Annotated in this window: 19 protein-coding genes; 10 read left to right on the top strand and 9 right to left on the bottom strand. The window is 61.4% G+C overall.

What is annotated here, in order from left to right:
- The first annotated feature begins 16 nt into the window (after positions 1-16).
- A complete protein-coding gene (locus ACMTA2_RS02590) occupies positions 17-472 on the top strand; it encodes a YiiD C-terminal domain-containing protein (RefSeq protein ID WP_413793594.1) in 456 nt (151 codons plus the stop codon).
- Between the two features lie 151 nt (positions 473-623).
- Here the strand turns inward: ACMTA2_RS02590 and cysQ are convergent, their stop codons facing one another.
- Together cysQ and nudE are read right to left on the bottom strand one after the other, a co-directional pair.
- Positions 624-1,451, bottom strand: coding sequence for a 3'(2'),5'-bisphosphate nucleotidase CysQ (gene cysQ / locus ACMTA2_RS02585; protein ID WP_413793593.1), 828 nt, complete (start codon positions 1,449-1,451; stop codon positions 624-626).
- Entirely contained in the window at positions 1,448-2,014 is a 567-nt protein-coding gene (gene nudE, locus ACMTA2_RS02580) for an ADP compounds hydrolase NudE (protein ID WP_003196729.1), read from the bottom strand. Before nudE ends, cysQ begins: the two co-directional genes overlap by 4 nt.
- A gap of 88 nt (positions 2,015-2,102) precedes the next feature.
- Between nudE and yrfG the strand changes: the two genes are divergently transcribed.
- Complete coding sequence (yrfG, locus tag ACMTA2_RS02575; RefSeq protein WP_413793592.1) at positions 2,103-2,765, top strand: GMP/IMP nucleotidase; 663 nt, start codon at positions 2,103-2,105, stop codon at positions 2,763-2,765.
- A gap of 106 nt (positions 2,766-2,871) precedes the next feature.
- Here the strand turns inward: yrfG and lysM are convergent, their stop codons facing one another.
- The gene (lysM, locus tag ACMTA2_RS02570; protein WP_413793591.1) at positions 2,872-3,312 is read right to left on the bottom strand and encodes a peptidoglycan-binding protein LysM; all 441 of its coding nucleotides are present in this window, start codon (positions 3,310-3,312) and stop codon (positions 2,872-2,874) included.
- A gap of 133 nt (positions 3,313-3,445) precedes the next feature.
- Between lysM and ACMTA2_RS02565 the strand changes: the two genes are divergently transcribed.
- The 4 genes from ACMTA2_RS02565 to ACMTA2_RS02550 all read left to right on the top strand — a co-directional run bounded on the left by ACMTA2_RS02565 (position 3,446) and on the right by ACMTA2_RS02550 (position 8,410).
- Positions 3,446-4,333: a LysR family transcriptional regulator gene (locus ACMTA2_RS02565; RefSeq protein ID WP_413793590.1), complete on the top strand. Its 888-nt coding sequence runs from the start codon at positions 3,446-3,448 to the stop codon at positions 4,331-4,333.
- Positions 4,334-4,426: 93 nt separating this feature from the next.
- Complete coding sequence (gene fdhD, locus ACMTA2_RS02560) at positions 4,427-5,266, top strand: formate dehydrogenase accessory sulfurtransferase FdhD (protein WP_413793589.1); 840 nt, start codon at positions 4,427-4,429, stop codon at positions 5,264-5,266.
- Positions 5,263-7,611: an FdhF/YdeP family oxidoreductase gene (locus ACMTA2_RS02555; protein WP_413793588.1), complete on the top strand. Its 2,349-nt coding sequence runs from the start codon at positions 5,263-5,265 to the stop codon at positions 7,609-7,611. The genes fdhD and ACMTA2_RS02555 overlap by 4 nt, the downstream gene beginning before the upstream one ends.
- A 313-nt stretch (positions 7,612-7,924) precedes the next feature.
- The gene (locus tag ACMTA2_RS02550) at positions 7,925-8,410 is read left to right on the top strand and encodes a glycine zipper domain-containing protein (RefSeq protein WP_413793587.1); all 486 of its coding nucleotides are present in this window, start codon (positions 7,925-7,927) and stop codon (positions 8,408-8,410) included.
- A gap of 84 nt (positions 8,411-8,494) precedes the next feature.
- Here ACMTA2_RS02550 and ACMTA2_RS02545 read toward each other — a convergent pair whose 3' ends face one another.
- From ACMTA2_RS02545 to ACMTA2_RS02535, 3 genes are all read right to left on the bottom strand, one after another.
- Positions 8,495-8,914, bottom strand: a complete 420-nt coding sequence (locus ACMTA2_RS02545; protein WP_413793586.1) for an acyl-CoA thioesterase — start codon at positions 8,912-8,914, stop codon at positions 8,495-8,497.
- Between the two features lie 45 nt (positions 8,915-8,959).
- Positions 8,960-10,186, bottom strand: coding sequence for a 3-hydroxyacyl-CoA dehydrogenase (locus ACMTA2_RS02540; protein ID WP_413793585.1), 1,227 nt, complete (start codon positions 10,184-10,186; stop codon positions 8,960-8,962).
- Between the two features lie 107 nt (positions 10,187-10,293).
- The gene (locus tag ACMTA2_RS02535) at positions 10,294-12,222 is read right to left on the bottom strand and encodes a RecQ family ATP-dependent DNA helicase (RefSeq protein ID WP_413793584.1); all 1,929 of its coding nucleotides are present in this window, start codon (positions 12,220-12,222) and stop codon (positions 10,294-10,296) included.
- 256 nt (positions 12,223-12,478) lie between these two features.
- Here ACMTA2_RS02535 and ACMTA2_RS02530 point away from each other — a divergent pair, with 256 nt between their 5' ends.
- Both ACMTA2_RS02530 and ACMTA2_RS02525 read left to right on the top strand, forming a co-directional pair.
- Positions 12,479-13,543, top strand: a complete 1,065-nt coding sequence (locus ACMTA2_RS02530) for a S8 family peptidase (RefSeq protein WP_413793583.1) — start codon at positions 12,479-12,481, stop codon at positions 13,541-13,543.
- 340 nt (positions 13,544-13,883) lie between these two features.
- A complete protein-coding gene (locus ACMTA2_RS02525) occupies positions 13,884-14,240 on the top strand; it encodes a DUF1493 family protein (RefSeq protein ID WP_413793582.1) in 357 nt (118 codons plus the stop codon).
- A gap of 127 nt (positions 14,241-14,367) precedes the next feature.
- Here ACMTA2_RS02525 and ACMTA2_RS02520 read toward each other — a convergent pair whose 3' ends face one another.
- From ACMTA2_RS02520 to ACMTA2_RS02510, 3 genes are all read right to left on the bottom strand, one after another.
- Positions 14,368-15,912: a phosphoenolpyruvate carboxykinase gene (locus ACMTA2_RS02520; protein WP_413793581.1), complete on the bottom strand. Its 1,545-nt coding sequence runs from the start codon at positions 15,910-15,912 to the stop codon at positions 14,368-14,370.
- A gap of 178 nt (positions 15,913-16,090) precedes the next feature.
- Positions 16,091-16,993, bottom strand: coding sequence for an Hsp33 family molecular chaperone HslO (gene hslO / locus ACMTA2_RS02515; protein ID WP_413793580.1), 903 nt, complete (start codon positions 16,991-16,993; stop codon positions 16,091-16,093).
- Between the two features lie 277 nt (positions 16,994-17,270).
- On the bottom strand, positions 17,271-17,681 hold the full coding sequence (locus ACMTA2_RS02510) for an RNA-binding S4 domain-containing protein (protein WP_413793579.1): 411 nt from the start codon (positions 17,679-17,681) through the stop codon (positions 17,271-17,273).
- Between the two features lie 235 nt (positions 17,682-17,916).
- Here ACMTA2_RS02510 and rimB point away from each other — a divergent pair, with 235 nt between their 5' ends.
- Together rimB and rimK are read left to right on the top strand one after the other, a co-directional pair.
- Positions 17,917-18,399, top strand: coding sequence for a retropepsin-like aspartic endopeptidase RimB (gene rimB / locus ACMTA2_RS02505; RefSeq protein ID WP_438943880.1), 483 nt, complete (start codon positions 17,917-17,919; stop codon positions 18,397-18,399).
- Positions 18,396-19,301, top strand: a complete 906-nt coding sequence (gene rimK, locus ACMTA2_RS02500; protein ID WP_053117324.1) for a 30S ribosomal protein S6--L-glutamate ligase — start codon at positions 18,396-18,398, stop codon at positions 19,299-19,301. The genes rimB and rimK overlap by 4 nt, the downstream gene beginning before the upstream one ends.
- Positions 19,302-19,401 lie beyond the last annotated feature (100 nt).

Here is a 19,401-nt window from a genome sequence, read left to right as displayed (position 1 = left end):
AGCAAGAGGCCCCGCAATGAACCGCGACAGCCGTTACCTGGAATCGATCCTGCACCACGACATCCCCTTGACCCGGGACATGGGCCTCAAGGTGCTCGATTGGCAGGCCCGGAAACTGCGCCTGTCCTTGCCGCTGGCGGCCAACGTCAACCACAAGAGCACCATGTTCGGTGGCAGCCTGTATTGCGGCGCGGTACTCGGTGGCTGGGGCTGGCTGCACCTGGCCCTGCGCGAGGAAGGCATCGAAGATGGGCATATCGTGATTCAGGAGGGGCAGATCAGCTATCCGGTGCCAGTGACCCGCGATGCGACTGTTGTCTGCGATGCGCCCGAGGAGAAGCTCTGGAAACGCTTCCTGGCCACCTACCGGCGTTATGGACGGGCGCGGCTGTCGTTGCAGACGCGGGTGATGAATGCTGGGAGCGAGGAAGTGGCGGTGCAGTTCGAAGGGCAGTACGTGTTGCACCGCTGACGTCGGAAAACACCGCAAAACCTTGTGGCGAGGGGATTTATCCCCGTTGGGCTGCGCAGCGGCCCTGTTTTTTGGGGCTGCTGCGCAGCCCAGCGGGGATAAATCCCCTCACCACAGATAAATCCCCTCGCCACAGAGTGTCGGAGGTGGCTTAAGAGCGGGCCAGTTCCAGTAACCTGCCCCGCCACGGGGCTTTCGCCGGCAACGCCAGGAACGACGCATTGAGCAGCGACTCCCGTGGCGGGTAACAGAACGGTTCACCGCTCAAGTCCAGCACCTCGCCACCGGCTCCTTCCAATACACCCTGGGCAGCGGCAGTGTCCCACTGGGAGGTCGGTGCCAGCCGTGGGTAACAATCCGCCGCACCTTCGGCCACCAGGCAAAACTTCAACGAACTGCCGATACTGGTCAACTGCAGCTCGCCCAGGCTCGCGCTCAAGCCATTGAGCAGGCGTTCCTGCGCGGGGCTGGTGTGCCGGCGACTGGCGACCACGGTGAACGCTTCGCCCGGCGCCACTACGTCACGAACCGCGATAGGCAAGGGCACGCCGCCCTTGTCGCCACGCCAGGCCCCCAGGCCCGCGCCGCCCACGTAAAAGCGACCATTGGTGGGCATCGATACCACGCCGAACACGACACGGCCCTGCTCCACCAAGGCGATGTTGACGGTGAATTCTTCGCTGCCGGAAATGAATTCCTTGGTGCCATCCAACGGGTCCACCAACCACCAGCGTTGCCAGCCGGCACGCACGCTTTGGGCAATGTCGGCGTCCTCTTCGGAGAGGATCGGAATATCCGGGGCCAGCGCCGCCAGCCCGGCCACGATCACATCGTGGGCCGCCATGTCCGCGGCAGTCACCGGCGACTCGTCGGCCTTGTGGTTGACCTGCACGTTGGCGCGCCAGAACGGCAGGATCGCCTCGCCGGCCTCGAGCGCCAGCTCGATGACCGGGGCCATCAGCGAATAAGGAAAAGTCATGACAGGAACGCTCCACGCTGGGTCAGCAGGTCACGGGCCAGGTACAGCGCTGCCAAGGCCCGGCCCTCCGTGAACTGCGGGTTCTGTGCCAGGGCCGACAGCTCACGCAGGTTGACCTTGTCCACGCGCATCGGCTCGGGCTCGTCACCCTCCAGCCGTTCTTCATACAGATCGGTCGCCAGCACCACCTGGATCTTCTGGCTCATGTACCCGGGGGACAACGACAACTCGGTCAGGTGTTCCAATTGGCGGGCACCGAAACCGGCCTCCTCCTTGAGCTCCCGCTCGGCCGCCGCCAGTACATCTTCCCCTGGCTCGATCAAGCCCTTGGGCAGGGACAGTTCGTAGGCGTCGGTGCCCCCGCAATACTCTTCCACCAACACAGCGTGGTCGGCATCGAGCATCGCCACGATCATCACCGCGCCGTAGCCCGCCCCCTTGCTCGCCAGACGCTCATAGGTACGCTCCACACCATTGGAAAACCGCAATTTCAGTTCTTCCACACAGAACAGACGGCTGGTAGCGACGATCTGGCGATCGAGTATGGTGGGTTTCTGGCGCATAAACGGCTCCCTGGGCAATAGCGGGCTACTATACCCGGCCTATTCTGATTGTTTGTGTCGGATATCCGATTACCGCTGGAGAAGTTTTATGGTTTTGCTGCCCTGGCATGAGATCGATACGGTTCTGCTGGACATGGACGGCACCCTGCTGGACCTGCATTACGACAACCATTTCTGGCTCGAACACCTGCCCCAGCGCTACGCCCAATTGCATGGCGTGAGCCGGGCGATGGCCGAGATGGAGCTGCAGCCGCTGTTCGAGCGCAACGCGGGTCAGTTGCAATGGTATTGCTTGGATTTCTGGAGCGCCGAGCTGAAGTTGCCGGTGCGCGAACTGAAGCTGGAAACCGCGCACCTGATCGCCTTGCGCCCGGACGCCGATACGTTCCTGGCGGCGATCCAGCGGGCCGGCAAGCGCGTGGTGATGATCACCAACGCTCACCGCGACTCGTTGTCCCTGAAGCTGGAGCGCATCGAGCTGGCCCCCTACTTCGAGCGTTTGATCAGTTCCCACGACTACGGTTTCCCCAAGGAAAATCCGCAATTCTGGGACGCGCTGCAAGCCGACCTGAATTTCGACCCGGCCCGCAGCCTGTTCATCGACGACACCTTGCCGGTGCTGCGCAGCGCCCGGGATTTCGGCGTGGCGCACCTGTTGGCGGTCAGCGAGCCGGATAGCCGCAAGGGGCCAAAGGACACGGGAGAATTCGCTGCGCTGGGGGATTACAGGGAACTGCTTGTCGGGCTTTGAGGCTGTTGTGGCGAGGGGATTTATCCCCGCTGGGCGCGAAGCGACCCTGTTTTTTTGGGGCCGCTACGCAGCCCAGTGGGGATAAATTCCCTCGCCACAGGTAAAGCTACTCGGGAATACGCAGCACCTGCCCCGGATAGATCTTGTCCGGGTGCGACAGCATCGGTTTGTTGGCCTCGAAGATCTTGTTGTACTTGTTCGCGTCGCCATACTCGACCTTGGCGATGGCGCTGAGGGTGTCGCCCTTCTTCACGGTCACGAAACGCGCCGCCTGTGCCACTGGGCCAGTCACGGTGATCTGGTCGTCGACACTGCCGACGCCGGCGATGTTGCCGACCGCCAACAGGATCTTTTCCTTCTCTTCCTGGCTCGCCACTTCACCGGTGACGATGACTTTGTCGCCCTCGACGGTCGCCTGAACGTTCGGATTGCCCAGGCCGACCTTTTCAATATGCGCTTTCAGTTGTTCGCTGGCATTGGCGTTACCGGGGGTCAGCAGGTCGATCAGCTTTTCACCGGCTTCCTTCACAAAGCTAAAGATACTCATGGCACACGCTCCTTGATTTAAGTGTCCAGACGCAAAGACTAGACCAGGCGAGACGAACCCGGTTCCCAGCCGACCAATGACCCCGCCTCGCGCAAGCGCTAGAATCCGAACCTTCCCGCGCCCTGGAGCGAAGATGGACATCAAGCAGCTGAAATTTCTCATCGCGCTGGACGAAACCCGTCACTTCGGCCAAGCCGCCGCACGCTGCCATATCACCCAGCCGACGCTGTCGATGCGCTTGCGCAGCCTGGAAGAAGAACTCGACCTGCCGCTGGTCAATCGGGGCCAGCGTTTCGAAGGCTTCACCGCGCCGGGAGAGCGGGTACTGGCCTGGGCGCGCATGGTGCTGGCGGCCTATGACGGGTTGCAGGCCGAAGCGGCGGCCTGTCGGGGCAACCTGGTGGGCACGCTGCGCCTGGGCGTGGTGCCGTTGTCGGACTTCGACCCGCTGGCGATGATGCAGCGCCTGCACACCGAACACCCCAGCCTGCGTTTCGAATTGTCCTCCCTGAGCTCCGAACACATCCTCGAACAGTTGGCGAACAACCGCATCGACCTGGGCGTGTCCTATCTGGAACGCCTGGACAACGAACGCTTCGAGGCCCTGCCCTTCAGCCCCACCCGCATGGGCCTGCTTTACGACCAGCGTTATTTCTTTTTCGGTGAACAACCGCTGAGCTGGGAGGCGCTGATCGAACTGCCCTTGGGCATGCTCACCAGCGGCATGCATTTTCGCCAATCCATCGACCACAACTTCCACAGCCGGGGTCTGACGCCCCAACCGCTGTTGCAAACCGACGCGGTGCACCAATTGTTACAAGCTGTGCACGGCGGGCTGTGTTGCGCCGTGATGCCCCTGGACAGCGGCCTGGACGTCTTGACCGAAGACTTGCGCATCCAGCCCATTGAAAGCGCCCGGACGCTCGTCCCGCTGGGCTTGATCATGCGGCGTGGCGCTCCCCGCTCGGCGTTGGCCGAGGCATGTTTCGCCCTCTATCAGAAATCAGCGACGACTTCTTGATCGACGTCATCTATTGGAAGATCAGTAATAGCGATTAGACGTGGCAGATTGCCGCATTTAGTCTTAACACTATTCCTACTTTCAGTGATGCCTATGAACGACAAGCCTCCGGTCAGTCCAGCGCCAGCGGTGGAAACATCCGCGCCGGCCGCCAGCCAGAGCTATCGCTACTGCAATCTGGACCACGCCCAATCGGACAGCACCGCGCTGGCCGAGGAAGTGGCGCTGGCGATTGCCTATAACGGCATCAGCCAGGCGGTCATGCTGGTCACCCCCACCGACCTTGAAGACTTCATCGTCGGCTTCAGCCTCGGCAGCGGCATCATTGAAGACGCATCGGACATCTATGACCTGCAACTGAGCGGCACCGGTTCGGCGCATTATGCCCAGGTGACCATCGCCAACCGCGCCTTCTGGAACCTCAAGCAGCAGCGCCGGCAGTTAGCGGGCACCAGTGGCTGCGGGTTGTGTGGCGTGGAAGCGGTGGAACAGGCCTTGCCCAACCTCAAGGTGCTGCCCGGCGCACCGCTGCCCGCGGCGCAATGGCTCGATGGCCTGCGTGACCGTATCAGCCAGTTCCAGCCCCTGGGCCAACATTGCGGCGCGGTGCATGCGGCCTTGTTCATGAATGGCCAGGGTGAATTGCTGCTGGGCCGCGAAGACATTGGCCGACACAACGCCCTCGACAAGCTGATTGGCGCGCTGATCCGGCAACAGGTCCCGGTGGCCGGCGGCGTGGCGATCGTCACCAGCCGTTGCAGCCTCGAACTGATCCAGAAAGTACTGCGCGCCGGCATCCAGACCCTGGTCAGCCTGTCGTCGCCCACCGGCCTCGCCGTGCAATGGGCCCGCCAACACAACCTCAACCTCATCCACCTGCCGCAAAAAAGTGCGCCGCGGGTCTACAGCCCTGCGATGGAGAAACACCCGTGAGCAATCATCAACAAGCCGACCAGAAACCCGTACCACGCTACAAGCCTTACAAGGGCCCGGCCGGTGGTTGGGGTGCGCTGATCAGTGTCGCTCAGGCCTGGTTGACCAGCGACAACGCGCTGAAAAACATCCGCATGATGCTCAAGACCAACCAGAATGGCGGTTTTGACTGCCCTGGCTGCGCTTGGGGTGATTCTCCGGAAAGCGGCATGGTCAAGTTCTGCGAGAACGGCGCCAAGGCCGTGAACTGGGAAGCCACCAAACGCCGCGTCGATGCTGCATTTTTCGCCAAGCACAGCGTGACCTCGCTGCTGGAGCAGAGCGACTACTGGCTCGAGTACCAGGGTCGCCTGACCGAGCCAATGCGCTACGACGCCGAAACCGACCGCTACAAGCCCATCAGTTGGGAAGCGGCGTTCACCCTGGTCGGCAAGCACCTGCAAGGGCTGTCCAGCCCCAACCAGGCCGAGTTCTACACGTCGGGCCGGGCCAGCAACGAAGCGGCCTACCTGTATCAATTGTTCGTGCGCGCCTATGGCACCAACAATTTCCCCGACTGTTCGAACATGTGCCATGAAGCCAGCGGCGTAGCGCTGTCCCAGAGCGTAGGCGTGGGCAAGGGCACGGTGACTTTCGACGATTTCGAGCACGCCGACGCGATTTTCGTCTGGGGCCAGAACCCCGGCACCAATCATCCGCGGATGCTCGAACCATTGCGCGAGGCTGTGAAACGCGGCGCCCAAGTGATCTGCATCAACCCGCTCAAGGAGCGTGGCCTGGAGCGCTTCCAGCATCCGCAGAGCCCCATCGAAATGCTCACCAATGGCAATAAGCCGACCAACACCGCGTATTTCCGCCCGGCCCTGGGCGGCGACATGGCGATCTTGCGCGGCATGGCGAAGTTCCTGCTGCAATGGGAGCGTGACGCGCAGCACAGCGGGGCGGCTGCGGTATTCGACCATGCGTTCCTCAATGAGCACAGCACCAACGTGCTGGACTACCTGGCGGCCGTCGACGATACGCCATGGGAACAGATCGTCGAGCAATCGGGCCTGACCCTCGTCGAAATCGAGCAGGCGGCGCGCATGTACGCCAACAGCGAGAACGTGGTCATGTGCTGGGCGATGGGGATCACCCAGCACCGTCACTCAGTGGCGACCATCCAGGAAATCGCCAACGTGATGATGCTGCGCGGCAACATTGGCCGGCCAGGCGCAGGCTTGTGCCCGGTGCGCGGCCACAGCAACGTGCAGGGCGACCGGACCATGGGCATCAATGAACGTCCGCCGACGGCCTTCCTCGACGCGCTGGAGCGGCGCTTCCAGTTCAAGGTACCGCGTGAAAACGGCCACAACGTGGTCGAGGCGATCCACGCCATGGCCGACGGCCAGGCAAAGGTGTTCATCGCCCTGGGCGGCAACTTCGCCCAAGCCACCCCGGACAGCCATCGGACGTTCCAGGCTTTGGCCAATTGCGACCTGACGGTGCAGATCAGCACCAAGCTCAACCGCAGCCATCTGGCTCACGGCAAGGACGCGCTGATCCTGCCGTGCCTGGGCCGCACCGACATCGACCTGCAAACCGAAGGCGCGCAAGCGGTGACCGTGGAAGACTCCTTCAGCATGGTGCATGCCTCCATGGGCCAGTTGCAGCCGCTGTCGAACCAGATGCGCTCAGAACCCTGGATTATCGCCGGCATCGCCGCCGCCACGCTGGGTAGCCGTCCGGTGGACTGGAACTGGCTGGTGGCCGACTACCGTCGTATCCGCAATCTGATTGCCGATACCGTACCCGGCTTCAAGGACTTCAACGAAAAGCTGAAAAACCCGGGTGGGTTCTATCTGGGCAACAGCGCCAGTTCGCGGCGCTGGAACACCCCGTCGGGCCGCGCCAACTTCAAGCCCAACCGGTTGCCGAGGGACCTTGTGCATGAACGCACCCGTGCCACCGGCCAGTTGCCCGATCTGATCATGCAGTCCATGCGCTCCCACGATCAGTACAACACCACCATCTATGGCCTCGATGACCGCTATCGCGGCGTCAAGGGCCAGCGTGATGTGTTGTTCGTCAACGAAGCGGACATCATTCGCCTGGGCTTCAAGCCGGGTCAGAAAGCCGACATCGTCTCGCTCTGGGAAGACGGTCGCGAGCGTCGGGTCAAGGGCTTTACCTTGCTGGCGTTCGACATTCCGGCCGGGCAGGCTGCAGCCTATTACCCCGAAGTGAACCCACTGGTGCCACTGGAAAGCACGGGCGACGGCAGCCATACCCCAACGTCGAAATTCGTCGCGATCCGTCTGGAAGCGGCGAGCGAAAATGGACTGATCCTGGCCAAGTCGGCCTGACGTGGGAGCAAGGCTTGCCTGCGATGAAAGCGATGCGGTCTTTCTGAGATAGAGTCGCCTGGGTCGCGAGCAAGCTTTGTTCCCACACAGCCATGCTCTCACGATCCTATTTTTCGAACGCCCACAAAAAAGGCCGTTTTCCATAGAAAACGGCCTGTCCGAAGTAGCTAAAGACCGGTCAAAACACCTTAAGTTCCGCACTAAAAACAATAACTTAGTGAATTGTGCACAAGTCGTGTTACTCGTCGGATTTCGATTGTCACCCAGCGAAGCCAGCCTCAGGATCGCGCCGTCATCCCTTTGAGGCTCCTCTATGAAGTTCTCCTCCATTCTCTTGTTGTCCCTTAGCCTGGCCAGTGGCATCGCTTCTGCCGGTGGTACTGCCGAAGCAGGTGTGGGCGGCGCATTGGGCGGGGTTTTGGGTTCGGTCGTCGGCCAGTCCCTGGGCGGCAACACCGGTTCCACTATCGGCGCGGCGCTGGGCGGTGCGGGCGGTAGTGCAGTCGGTGCAGATAAACACAGCCGCGGCGAAGCAGCCATCGGCGGCGCCCTGGGCGCCGCTGGCGGCAACGTGGTCGGCCGTAGCGTCGGTGGCAGCACCGGTAGCCTGATCGGTGCGGCGGCGGGCGGTGGCGCTGGCGGCGCCCTGGGTAACTACATGGGCAAGGACGATGACGATGACCGTCGTTATGACGGTCGCCGTGGCGATCGCCGCTACTACCGTGACGGCCACCCAGGTCGTGGCCATGCCTACGGGCATCGCAAGCACAAGCATAAACATCGCTATCACGATGACTGACCGCTGGCTCTGATACCAGCCGGTAAAAGATCGCAGCCTTCGGCAGCGCTTCACAGAGCCTGACCGGAGGCTGCGACTCTCGTTTCAGACCACCAATCGCTCCAACGCCCGGCGTAGCCGATCCGGAATCGCCACCGGCCGATTCGACGCCCGGTCCACGAATACGTGAACAAAACGCCCCGCCGCGCACGCCTCCTCCTCGCCCGCCTTGAACACCGCCAGTTCGTACTGCACCGAACTGCTGCCCAACTTGCCGACCCGCAGGCCGATTTCAATCCGGTCTGGAAAGGCGATCGAGGCGAAGTAGTCACAGGCCGAACTCACCACGAACCCCACCACCTCTCCGTCATGGATATCCAGGCCACCGACCTCGATCAAATAGGTATTCACGGCGGTGTCGAAAAAGCTGTAGTAGGTGACGTTGTTGACATGACCGTATACATCGTTGTCGTGCCAGCGCGTGGTAATGGGTTGCAAGTGTCGGTATTCGTTGCGTTGGGGCATCAGGTGTCCTTTACGGTTGTTCAATGATCTTGACATGGCCCGGCCTCAGGCCTGCGCGAACCCCTTGCCCTGCGCTGCCAGCTCGCCAATCAGGCGCACGGGCTTCCACTGGTCGCCCTGCTTCGTTTCGAGCGCCAGCAGGCGTGCGTGGATATCCTCCAGCCCCTGCCCGTCGGCCCAGGCCATCGGCCCGCCCTTGTCCGCAGGGAAGCCGTAGCCGTTGAGGTAGACCAGATCGATGTCGTGGGCCGACTCGGCAATGCCTTCCTCCAGGATTTTCGCTCCCTCGTTGACCAGCGCCAGCAAGCACCGCTCGAGGATTTCCTCCGGGCCAATCTCGCGCCGCTGGAAACCCAGCGCTTCACTGACCCGTAGCACCAGCGCATCGACCTCGACATCATGCTCGGCCTGTCGACTGCCCGGCTCGTAGTGATAGTACCCATTGCCGCTTTTCTGGCCGAACCGGCCCAGCTCGCACAAGCGGTTGTCCACCTGCACCTCGGGCGCATCCTGGCCCTTGCCCGATAGCTCACGGGCGCGCCACTCCAGGTCGATGCCAACGACGTCGTACATGCGAAACGGCCCCATGGCGAAGCCGAAGCCTTGCAACGCCGCATCCACCTGATGGGGGAACGCCCCCTCCAGCAGCATCTTGCGGGCCTCCAACACATAGGGGTGGAGCATCCGGTTGCCGATGAACCCGTGGCAATTGCCCGAGACCACGCTGACCTTGCCCATGCGCTTGCCCAGCATCAGCGCCGCGTCCAGCACCGCTTTTGAGGTGTGTGCACCGCGAACGATTTCCAGCAGCTTCATGATGTGCGCCGGGCTGAAGAAGTGCAGCCCCAGCACCTGGCCGGGTCGACCGGTGACCGCCGCGATGGCGTCGATGTCCAGCGCCGAGGTGTTGCTTGCCAGGATGGCTTCGGGCTTGAGCGCGGCGTCCAACTCACGAAAGATGGCCTGCTTGAGCTCAAGGTTCTCGTACACCGCTTCGATCACGAGGTCCACGTTGCGGATCGCGGCGTAGTCATCCGCCCGCGTGACCCGGGCAATCCGGGCGTCGGCCTCGGTCTGGTCGATACGGCCCTGGCGGACGTTATGGGCATAGGTCTGGGCCACGGCCACCAGCGCTTGCTCGAGCATCTGAGGATTATTGTCGACCCACTGCACCGCCACGCCTGCATTGGCCAGGCACATCACGATGCCCCGCCCCATGGTGCCTGCACCGACCACCGCGGCGCGCTGAATATCGAAAGGTGTCTGGCTCATGTTGGCTCTCTTGTTGGCGATCCAAAGACAGCCTTCACCTTAGTCAGCCACCGAATGTTTTTGAAATTTATTCGTGTGATGGCGGGCATTCATCGGATGGATGCAGTTCACAGGTGCGCTTGAGCCCACTGACGAACTTCAGCGTATGGATACGCCTCCAGTGCAGCATATCCGCGGATCTTTCGCGCCTTCAACCGGGTGAACAACGGCACGCTGATTCCGCACAGAAACCGGGTCAATCGCTCGGCGGAAGGTGGGTTGCCAGTGTGCTCCTCATGTCTGTGGATAAAGTCACCGCACAGCGTCTCGAAGTTTTTATCCACAAGTGCCGGCAACGACGGCGGTTCCGGCAATCGAGCGACCTGTCCGTGGCACACCGAGCAATGACCGCACTGCTGCGGCGCATGGTCGTCGCCGAAATACTGCGCCAGGCGATAACCGAGGCAACGGTCGGTGGCGAACAATTCAAGCATGGCGTGGATCCGCGCGATTTCACCTTGTTCGTGCCGGGTGAAATAAGCATGTAGCTCGGCGCTCAAGACCTGCGCATCCAGGTCCGTTTCCAGCACGCTGTACACCTCGGTCATCTGTTTGCTTTCCAGCTCGATCCAACCCTTTTCCTGGAAGTAATCCAGTGCCTTGACCACCCGATTACGCTCAGCGTGATATTGCTGGTACATCCCATCGAAACTCACCGTGGCCCAGGTCCGGGCGCGACTGGAGGTCTGGATGATGGCTTCGACGAAGTCCCTTCGTTCCCCCGCGAAGCGCTCCAGCAGCTCGTGCGGCTCGGTCAGGAACTTGAAGCGGTACTCTGCGAAATAGGCATAACGCGGCGCGATCAGCCGACGCAGTTCCAGCTGGACCAGCAGCGTCTTGAGTGGCAGTTGCCGGATGTTGCTCTGGTCCGCCAGCGGTCCCAACAAGAACTCCCATTGCCCATCGGGCGCGGCGGCCTTCAGCTCATCGAGCACACAACGAATGCCTGCAAGCTCCGGCGTATCGCCATACACAAAGTTCTCCAGCACGTTGAGGCTGTCGCGGTTGGCTAGTACCAGGCAATCGGATGGCAGGCCGTCCCGCCCGGCCCGGCCTATCTCCTGACTGTAGTTTTCGATGGATTTGGGCAGGTCGAAATGCACGACATTACGGATGTCACTCTTATCGATACCCATGCCGAAAGCGATGGTCGCGACGATGCAATTGGATTGTCCATCCATGAACCGTCGCTGGATGGCTTCACGCTGTTCATGGGGCAAACCGGCGTGATAGGCCTCGGCCTGGATACCCTGCTGGCTCAGGTGTTCGGCGATCTGCTCGGCGGTGCGCTGCAAGGTGACATAGACGATGCTCGGTTGCCCGGCGCGCTCGCCCAGCCACTGCACCAGCCGTGCGCGCTTGTCGGCGCCCGGCACGGGTTCGACCAGCAGATTGAGGTTCGACCGATAGAAACCGGTGGTCACCACATCGGTGGCGGCAATGGCGAATTTGGCCTGCATGTCGGCGATGACCTTGGGTGTGGCGGTGGCCGTCAGCAGCAATACCTGGGGAATGTTGAACTGGTGTTGGTAATCGGGAAGCTTGAGGTAGTCAGGGCGGAAGTTATGCCCCCATTCCGAAATACAGTGCGCCTCGTCCACCACCAGCAACGAGATCGACACTTGCTGCAGGAAATTGCGAAAGCGCTCGTTCTTCAGGCGCTCCACGGAAATCATCAGGATCTTCAACTCCCCCGACCGGGCCCGCGCCATGGCGTCGTTGGCTTCGTCACGGCCCTGGGCCGAATCGATACTGGCCGCCGCGATGCCGTGGCGCTTGAGGAACATCAACTGGTCCTGCATCAACGCCAGCAGTGGCGAAACCACCAGGGTCAGGTGCGGCAAGAGCAGGGCCGGCAATTGATAACACAGGGACTTGCCCGAGCCAGTGGGGAAGATGGCCGCCGCCGACCGACCAGCCAGTACGGCATCGATGGCCGCCTCCTGCCCGGGACGAAACTGTGGATAACCGAAAACCTGTTCCAAGGTGCTGTGCATAAGCGGTCGCTCCTTTGACTGCTGCGATGCCCAAAGCCTAGCGGGACAACGCAGCGCGTCGAGAAAAGGTCGGGGTCAAAAACGATACTGGATGATACAGCCTCGATGCCGTTTGCTTGCCACGAGGTGATACAAATCCGGGCACTTTAATGTCTCGTCCCGGCTTCGCCACCACGGTAAGGTGCGTCGGCAATTCATGCAGTACGTCAAGGCCAGGAAGCCTGACGCTCGATTTCACTTCTTCAAGGAACGAACCATGCCACACCCATTTTCCGCTCTACGCGCGCTGACGATCACGTCGGCCTCATTACTCGCCGGTTGCTTGACCGTCCCCGATCCACCCGGCGTGGATCCTACCCGGTTCGAAACCCCGGAGTATCACGCTCAGTCAGGCTTGGCCGTCGTCAAGGCGTCTGCGCTCTATGCTCGTGGCGGGACCGGCCAGGATGTCGTCGTGGCGTTGATCGACTCGGGGCTCAACGCCAGCCTCGAGGAGTTCGAGGGCAGGCTGGGTGATCCTGGATTCGACCATGTCGAAGACCGTCCCGGCACCGTTGATCGCATCGGCCATGGCACGCAGATGGCCGGTATTCTCGCCGCCAACAAGGACGACCGGGGCATGCACGGCATCGCGTTCAATGCGCGGGTGATCCCCTTTCGCTTTGGCGACGACAACGAGCCGTTTTTCTTTGACAGCGAAATCGCCCGGTCCTGGCAAAGTGGTTTTGACAAGGGTGCCCGGCTGTTCAACAACTCGTGGGCCAACGCCATCCCCGCCACCGAGATCAATGAGGCGCGCTACAACCAGGTGATGCCCGACTCCCTGGCCGTCGCTCGAAAACTGGTCGCGGCCGGCGCCGTGCTGGTCTTCCCCACCGGTAACGAACTCAAGCGCGAGCCCCTGGCCGAGCCAGGACTGCCGGTCGCATTGCCAGAACTGGAAAAAGGCTGGCTCGCAGTGGTGGCGTTGAAGAACGACGGCAGCGCCATCAATGGCAAATCCAACTATTGCGGCGTCGCAGCCGCCTGGTGCATCGCCGTCCCTGGCGGCGACGTCGGTGCACAGGCCGGCCTGCTCACCGTTGGCAAGGATGGCCGCTACGTGCAAACCGCTGGCACATCCCCCGCCGCCGCGTTGGTCAGTGGCGCACTGGCGGCGCTGCAAAGCCTTCATCCGCAACTCAGCCCGCAGCAGATACGCGAACATTTGCTGGCGACAGCCAACCGCACAGGTATCTACGCCAACAGCGAAGCCTATGGCAGAGGGTTGATGGACCTTGAGGCCGCCGCGCTACGCATGCCTGAACAAATGGCTGACTGAAACCGCCCCCTTATCGCTCGCGAACTGGCAGCAATCGACTCGCGAAACCTACGGACACTCTGCGCTCACCCACCAACGGCAGGACGCCCGCGGTTCGCAGCTTGAAAAAGGAAATAACCATGTCGCACAAACTGAGCCCACCTACTGTCCTGATGCTGTCCCTGCTGCTGGGCGGATGCATGAAGTTCCCCGACACCCCGCCAATCCTCGCGACAGTCAAAACTGCAATCGCGACGCCTGCGATTCTTGATTGCAGCGCTCTTCTTTTTCCAACGGGCAACGATTTCCCCCTAAACTTTCCACCGGTACAGACGCGCCTCTTTTATCCGGACATTTCATCATGCACCTTGCGCCAGACTTCCCCGACGACCATGCCATGCGCCAGCTCATAGAACTGCTCCATGAAGAAATCGGCCTGCCGGAGCGCAAGACCATTCGCCTGGACACGGCGATCAATCTCGATCTGGGTTGCGATGGCGCGGACGCCCGGCAACTGATGGAGGCGTTGGAGGAGCGGTTCGTCATCGATCTTATCGACTACGACGCTTATCGCTACTTCCAGCCGGAAGGCTTCGATGTGTTTCAAAAGCGCAGGGCCAAGGGCCGTGCCCATAAGATGCCGCTGACCATCGGCATGCTCTACAAGGCTATCAAGGCGCAACGGTGGGACACGCAGGAAGTGGAACGGGCCAGTTGATTCAATAGACGGCAAGAGGCTGGCTGTTCAGCTCGATTTCGGTTGAAGATTGGCAGCGTTCCTCCGAATGGCTGCCCATGAAAAAACCGCCCATGAAGGGCGGTTTCTTTCATTCACCAACCAAGTCTTACAGCTGCGGTCCTGCAGCCTTGATCGCGTCGCTCACGTCGAACTTCTTGAAGTTCTCGGTGAACAGACCGGCCAATGCCTTGGCCGCTTCGTCGTAGGCGGCTTTGTCGGCCCAGGTGTTGCGTGGGTTCAACAGGCCAGTCTCGACGCCTGGAACGGCCAGCGGCACGTCCAGGTTGATGATGTCCAGGTGTTCGGTTTCAGCACCGATCAGCGCGCCGCTCTGGATCGCCGCGATCACCGCACGGGTGGTCGGGATGTTGAAACGCTTGCCGACGCCGTAGCCGCCGCCGGTCCAACCGGTGTTGACCAGGTAGACCTTGGAGCCGAAACCACGGATGCGCTTGATCAGCAGCTCAGCGTACTCACCGGCTGGACGCGGGAAGAACGGGGCGCCAAAGCAAGTGGAGAAGGTCGACTTGATGCCGCTGCCCGAACCCATTTCAGTCGAGCCCACCAATGCGGTGTAGCCGGACAGGAAGTGGTAGGCGGCTTGTTCTTCGCTGAGGATCGACACAGGCGGCAGTACGCCGGTCAGGTCGCAGGTCAGGAAGATCACGGCGTTTGGCTCGCCACCGAGGTTTTTCGGCGCGCGTTTTTCGATCAACTCGCGCGGGTAGGCGGCGCGGCTGTTCTGGGTCAGGCTGTCGTCGGCGTAGTCGGCTTTCTTGGTGACGGAGTCCAGGACAACGTTTTCCAGTACGGCACCGTGCTGGATGGCTTTCCAGATGACCGGCTCGTTCTTCTCGGACAAGTCGATGCACTTGGCGTAGCAACCGCCTTCGATGTTGAAGACCACGCCCACGCCCCAGCCGTGCTCGTCGTCACCGATCAGGTAACGGCTTTCGTCGGCGGACAGGGTGGTCTTGCCGGTGCCCGACAGGCCGAAGAACAGGGTCACATCGCCCTCTTCGCCCATGTTCGCGGCGCAGTGCATCGGCAGCACGTCAACAGCCGGCAGCAGGAAGTTCTGCACGGAGAACAGGGCTTTTTTCATCTCACCGGCGTAGCGCATGCCGGCGATCAGCACTTTCTTGGCCGCGAAGTTGATGATCACGGTGCCGTCGGAGTTGGTGCCGTCGCGCTCAGGCTCGCAGACGAAATTCGGCGCGTTGAGGATCTGCCACTCGTCCTTGCCGCCGGCGTTGTATTGCTCGGGGTTGATGAACAGGCAACGGCCAAACAGGTTGTGCCACGCCGTCTCGGTGGTCATCTTGACCGGCAGGTAGTGCGCGGGATCGGAACCTACATGTACGTGGGAGACAAAACGCTCGCGCTCGCCCAGGTAGGCTTCGACGCGGTTCCACAGGGCATCGAACTTGTCGGCCGGGAACTTGCGGTTGATCGGGCCCCAGGCAATGGCGTCCTGGGTGGTTGGCTCTTCGACAATGAAACGGTCGACTGGCGAACGGCCGGTGCGATGACCGGTACGAACGACCAGTGCGCCGGTATCGGCAAGCTCGCCTTCACCGCGATTCAGGGCTTCTTTGACCAGTTCATCGACACTCAGATCGGTGTACACGGCGTTATTGGCTTGCGTCATGAGATTCCCCGTCGGCCCGTGGCCGAGTGCTCCAAACGTTTTGTAGTAGGAAGTCGCGCACTACTACCCGAAAAAAGTGGGCCGGATTATGCCAGAAAACCCCAAAAAGAGTAGGGCCCTCCCGTCAGTACGGCGTAAATCCGGCGTTTGTCAGGAGATTTACCTGCGCTGAACCGTTTTAGTGTCGAGTATCTGACGGTGTGTCGACACCCGCACCGGCGAACAATTGAGCGATGTCCGCCGCGTCGAACAGGTAGCGCTCGTTGCAAAACTGGCAGTCGATCTCGATGGCGCCGCCATGCTCGACCACCAGTTGCTGCGCATCTTCCAGACCCAGACTGACCAGCGCATTGCCGGAACGTTCACGGGAGCAACTGCATTGGAAGCGCAACGGCTGGCCGTCGAACAAACGGACCTGCTCCTCGTGGTAGAGGCGATGCAGCACGGTTTCGTTGTCCAGGCCCAGCAACTCATCGGCGCTCAGGGTACTGGCCAGCGCGGTGATGTGCTGCCAGCTGGCGTCACGCTCCTCCGGGTCGCGCAGGCGATCGGCAGGCAGTTGTTGCAGCAGCAAACCGCGCGCGCGCCGCCCGTCGGCGTAGAGCCAGAAGCGGGTATTGGTCTGCTGGGACATGACGAAGTAATTGGTGAAACATTCGGCCAAGGTCGCGCCGTCGAGATCGACGATGCCCTGGTAACGCTTGCCATGGGTCGGGTCGACCGTCAGGGCCAGCACGCCGTTGGGCATCATGTCGGCCAGGGTCGCGTCGGCCGCGATCTGCTCGGCGTCATAACGGGCTAGGCCACGGATCTCGCGCTCGCTGGAGCACTCGATCATCAGCAGCGGGACCGGACCGTCGGAACGCGCCTGGAGAATCAGCAAGCCATCGAACTTCAAGGTGCCCACCAGCAACGCCGCAGCCGCCATCAGTTCGCCGAGCAGTTGAGCGACCGGCTCCGGATAGGGGTGCTTGGCGAGGACTTCGGCGTAGCTACGCTCCAACGCCACCAGCTCGCCACGGGCATCGCTGTCATCGAAGATGAAACGTTGGGTGTAGTCGTTATCCGGTAAATCAGTCATAGAGTCTGGTATCTGAGGTGATGACAAATGATGGCGGGCATTTTATGGCCAATCAGGGACGGGTTCCAAGCAACGCGAAGGTTGCCCGACGGGCAGGGATCGAGAAGTCGCACTCATCAGTAACTCGCATCACCTTTGTGTGGCGAGGGGATTTATCCCCGCGGGGCTGAGCAGCGGCCCCTAAAAACCAGGACCGCCAAGCGCTCCAGCGGGGATAAATCCCCTCGCCACACATGAATGCCTCACTCCGGCATGCATTCAGCTCTGTAGAAGCGTGTTACTCGTTATGACGGCCATGAAACTTGAACAGGTCCCGGCGCTGCTTGGTGCTTGGCTTGCCATCGGTGCTGACACCCAGGGCCCCCGCCTTGCGTTGCGCGGCGGCGGCTTCGCGCTTGGCGATGCTGGCCTCGGTTTCCCGATACAAAGCCTGCGCTTCAGGTGCACCGCGACGCACGATCGACAGGGCCTCGACCACTACGGTCTTTTCGTCGAACCCGGTGCGGATGACAAACTCATCACCGATGCGCGGCTCCTTGCCCGGCTTGCAACGCTCTCCCCGATGATGGACCTTGCCGCTTTCGATGGCGGTCTTGGCCAGGGCTCGCGTCTTGTAGAAGCGCGCCGCCCACAACCATTTATCGAGACGGACCTTGTCGTCCTCTTCCTTTTCCTTTTTTTGCGCCACTGCCATTCCTCTTTCTGCCGATAGCCGGAACTGTACTACCGTTTTTGTCGAGCGCACGAATCCGGTCCGACGGATAGAATGCCCGCCAAACCGCCGCCACACACATCGCTGGGGACGGAATCGGTTACAAGCACACACAAGTGCGTAGATATCTGTCGCCATTTTGTGATTATTCTGCGTGAATACCGCGATTCGCGGCGTCCACGATCCGATGCATTGATCGCAGGTTTTTTTATTGAAGACTTTTGACCATTTGACCGTTGTCGGTCTGCGCGAGTGGGTGGCGCTCCCGGACCTGGGTGTCGCGGGCCTGCGGGCAAAAATCGACACCGGGGCCAGCACCTCCAGCTTGCATGCCACTGACATCGAACCGTTCGAGCGCGATGGCGAAAAATGGGTGCGCTTCACGGCGCATCTCGGCACGGTGGTGCAGTTGCGCCATCGCCGTTGCGAAGCCCCGCTGGTGGCACGCAAGACCATAAAGAGTTCAAACGGCCACGCTCAGGTCCGCTACGTGATCAGCACCACGTTGGCACTGGGCGACCGGATCTGGCGGGTCGAGTTCACCCTGGCCTGCCGCAAATCCATGCGCTATCGCCTGTTATTAGGTTCCAAAGCCTTGATCGACGGCCAACTGGTGGTCAATCCGGGTACCAAATATGTTCAAGAAAAGCCGGTATTCCCGGTGTCCACTACCTCTGCCACAGGTGTTGCATGAAGATCGCTGTGCTGTCGCGTAACCCGCGTCTGTATTCCACTCGTCGCCTGGTTGAAGCCGGGACCGAACGTGGCCATGAAATGGTGGTGATCGATACCCTGCGCGCCTACATGAACATCGCCAGCCACAAGCCCCAGATCCATTACCGTGGCAAGCCGTTGGAAGGGTTCGATGCGGTGATCCCGCGCATCGGTGCGTCCGTGACCTTCTATGGCTGTGCGGTGTTGCGCCAGTTCGAAATGATGGGGGTATTTCCCCTCAACGAGTCGGTGGCCATCGCCCGCTCCCGAGACAAGCTTCGCTCGCTGCAACTGCTGTCACGGCGCGGGATCGGCCTGCCGGTCACCGGTTTCGCCCACTCCCCCGACGACATTCCCGACCTGATCGCGATGGTCAACGGCGCCCCACTGGTGATCAAGGTGCTGGAAGGCACCCAGGGCATCGGCGTGGTCTTGTGTGAAACCGCGACGGCGGCGGAGTCGGTGATCGAGGCCTTCATGGGCCTGAAGCAGAACATCATGGTCCAGGAGTACATCAAGGAAGCCGGTGGCGCCGACATTCGCTGCTTCGTGGTCGGTGACAAGGTGATTGCCTCGATGAAACGCCAGGCCAAGCCCGGGGAGTTCCGCTCCAACCTGCATCGCGGCGGCAGCGCCAGCCTGATCAAGATTACCCCGGAAGAGCGCATGACCGCCCTGCGGGCTGCGAAAGTCATGGGCCTGGCCGTGGCCGGCGTGGATATCCTGCGTTCCAACCATGGGCCGCTGGTGATGGAAGTCAATTCCTCGCCGGGCCTGGAGGGCATCGAGACCACCACGAACAAGAACGTGGCGGGGATCATCATCGAGCACCTGGAAAAGAATGGCGGGCCGAACATGACCCGGACAAAGGGCAAGGGCTGACTCAACACAAAACCCTGTGGGAGCGAGCTTGCTCGCGATGGCGTCGGATCAGCCACATCGATGTTGACTGATACACCGCCATCGCGAGCAAGCTCGCTCC

The organism is Pseudomonas medicaginis, from assembly GCF_965119365.1.
Classification (GTDB): domain Bacteria; phylum Pseudomonadota; class Gammaproteobacteria; order Pseudomonadales; family Pseudomonadaceae; genus Aquipseudomonas.
Note: the sequence above shows the minus strand (reverse complement) of the source record. Positions and strands in the feature narration are given on the sequence as shown.

What these genes read in the sequence shown, in the direction of transcription:
- ACMTA2_RS02590 (WP_413793594.1), top strand. Translation starts at nt 17, where the DNA reads ATGAACCGCGACAGCCGTTACCTGGAATCGATCCTGCACCACGACATC.
- ACMTA2_RS02565 (WP_413793590.1), top strand. Translation starts at nt 3,446, where the DNA reads ATGGACATCAAGCAGCTGAAATTTCTCATCGCGCTGGACGAAACCCGT.
- ACMTA2_RS02530 (WP_413793583.1), top strand. Translation starts at nt 12,479, where the DNA reads ATGCCACACCCATTTTCCGCTCTACGCGCGCTGACGATCACGTCGGCC.
- fdhD (WP_413793589.1), top strand. Translation starts at nt 4,427, where the DNA reads ATGAACGACAAGCCTCCGGTCAGTCCAGCGCCAGCGGTGGAAACATCC.
- rimK (WP_053117324.1), top strand. Translation starts at nt 18,396, where the DNA reads ATGAAGATCGCTGTGCTGTCGCGTAACCCGCGTCTGTATTCCACTCGT.
- ACMTA2_RS02535 (WP_413793584.1), bottom strand. Translation starts at nt 12,222, where the DNA reads ATGCACAGCACCTTGGAACAGGTTTTCGGTTATCCACAGTTTCGTCCC.
- ACMTA2_RS02550 (WP_413793587.1), top strand. Translation starts at nt 7,925, where the DNA reads ATGAAGTTCTCCTCCATTCTCTTGTTGTCCCTTAGCCTGGCCAGTGGC.
- hslO (WP_413793580.1), bottom strand. Translation starts at nt 16,993, where the DNA reads ATGACTGATTTACCGGATAACGACTACACCCAACGTTTCATCTTCGAT.
- lysM (WP_413793591.1), bottom strand. Translation starts at nt 3,312, where the DNA reads ATGAGTATCTTTAGCTTTGTGAAGGAAGCCGGTGAAAAGCTGATCGAC.
- ACMTA2_RS02545 (WP_413793586.1), bottom strand. Translation starts at nt 8,914, where the DNA reads ATGCCCCAACGCAACGAATACCGACACTTGCAACCCATTACCACGCGC.
- yrfG (WP_413793592.1), top strand. Translation starts at nt 2,103, where the DNA reads ATGGTTTTGCTGCCCTGGCATGAGATCGATACGGTTCTGCTGGACATG.
- ACMTA2_RS02540 (WP_413793585.1), bottom strand. Translation starts at nt 10,186, where the DNA reads ATGAGCCAGACACCTTTCGATATTCAGCGCGCCGCGGTGGTCGGTGCA.
- cysQ (WP_413793593.1), bottom strand. Translation starts at nt 1,451, where the DNA reads ATGACTTTTCCTTATTCGCTGATGGCCCCGGTCATCGAGCTGGCGCTC.
- ACMTA2_RS02525 (WP_413793582.1), top strand. Translation starts at nt 13,884, where the DNA reads ATGCACCTTGCGCCAGACTTCCCCGACGACCATGCCATGCGCCAGCTC.
- nudE (WP_003196729.1), bottom strand. Translation starts at nt 2,014, where the DNA reads ATGCGCCAGAAACCCACCATACTCGATCGCCAGATCGTCGCTACCAGC.
- ACMTA2_RS02520 (WP_413793581.1), bottom strand. Translation starts at nt 15,912, where the DNA reads ATGACGCAAGCCAATAACGCCGTGTACACCGATCTGAGTGTCGATGAA.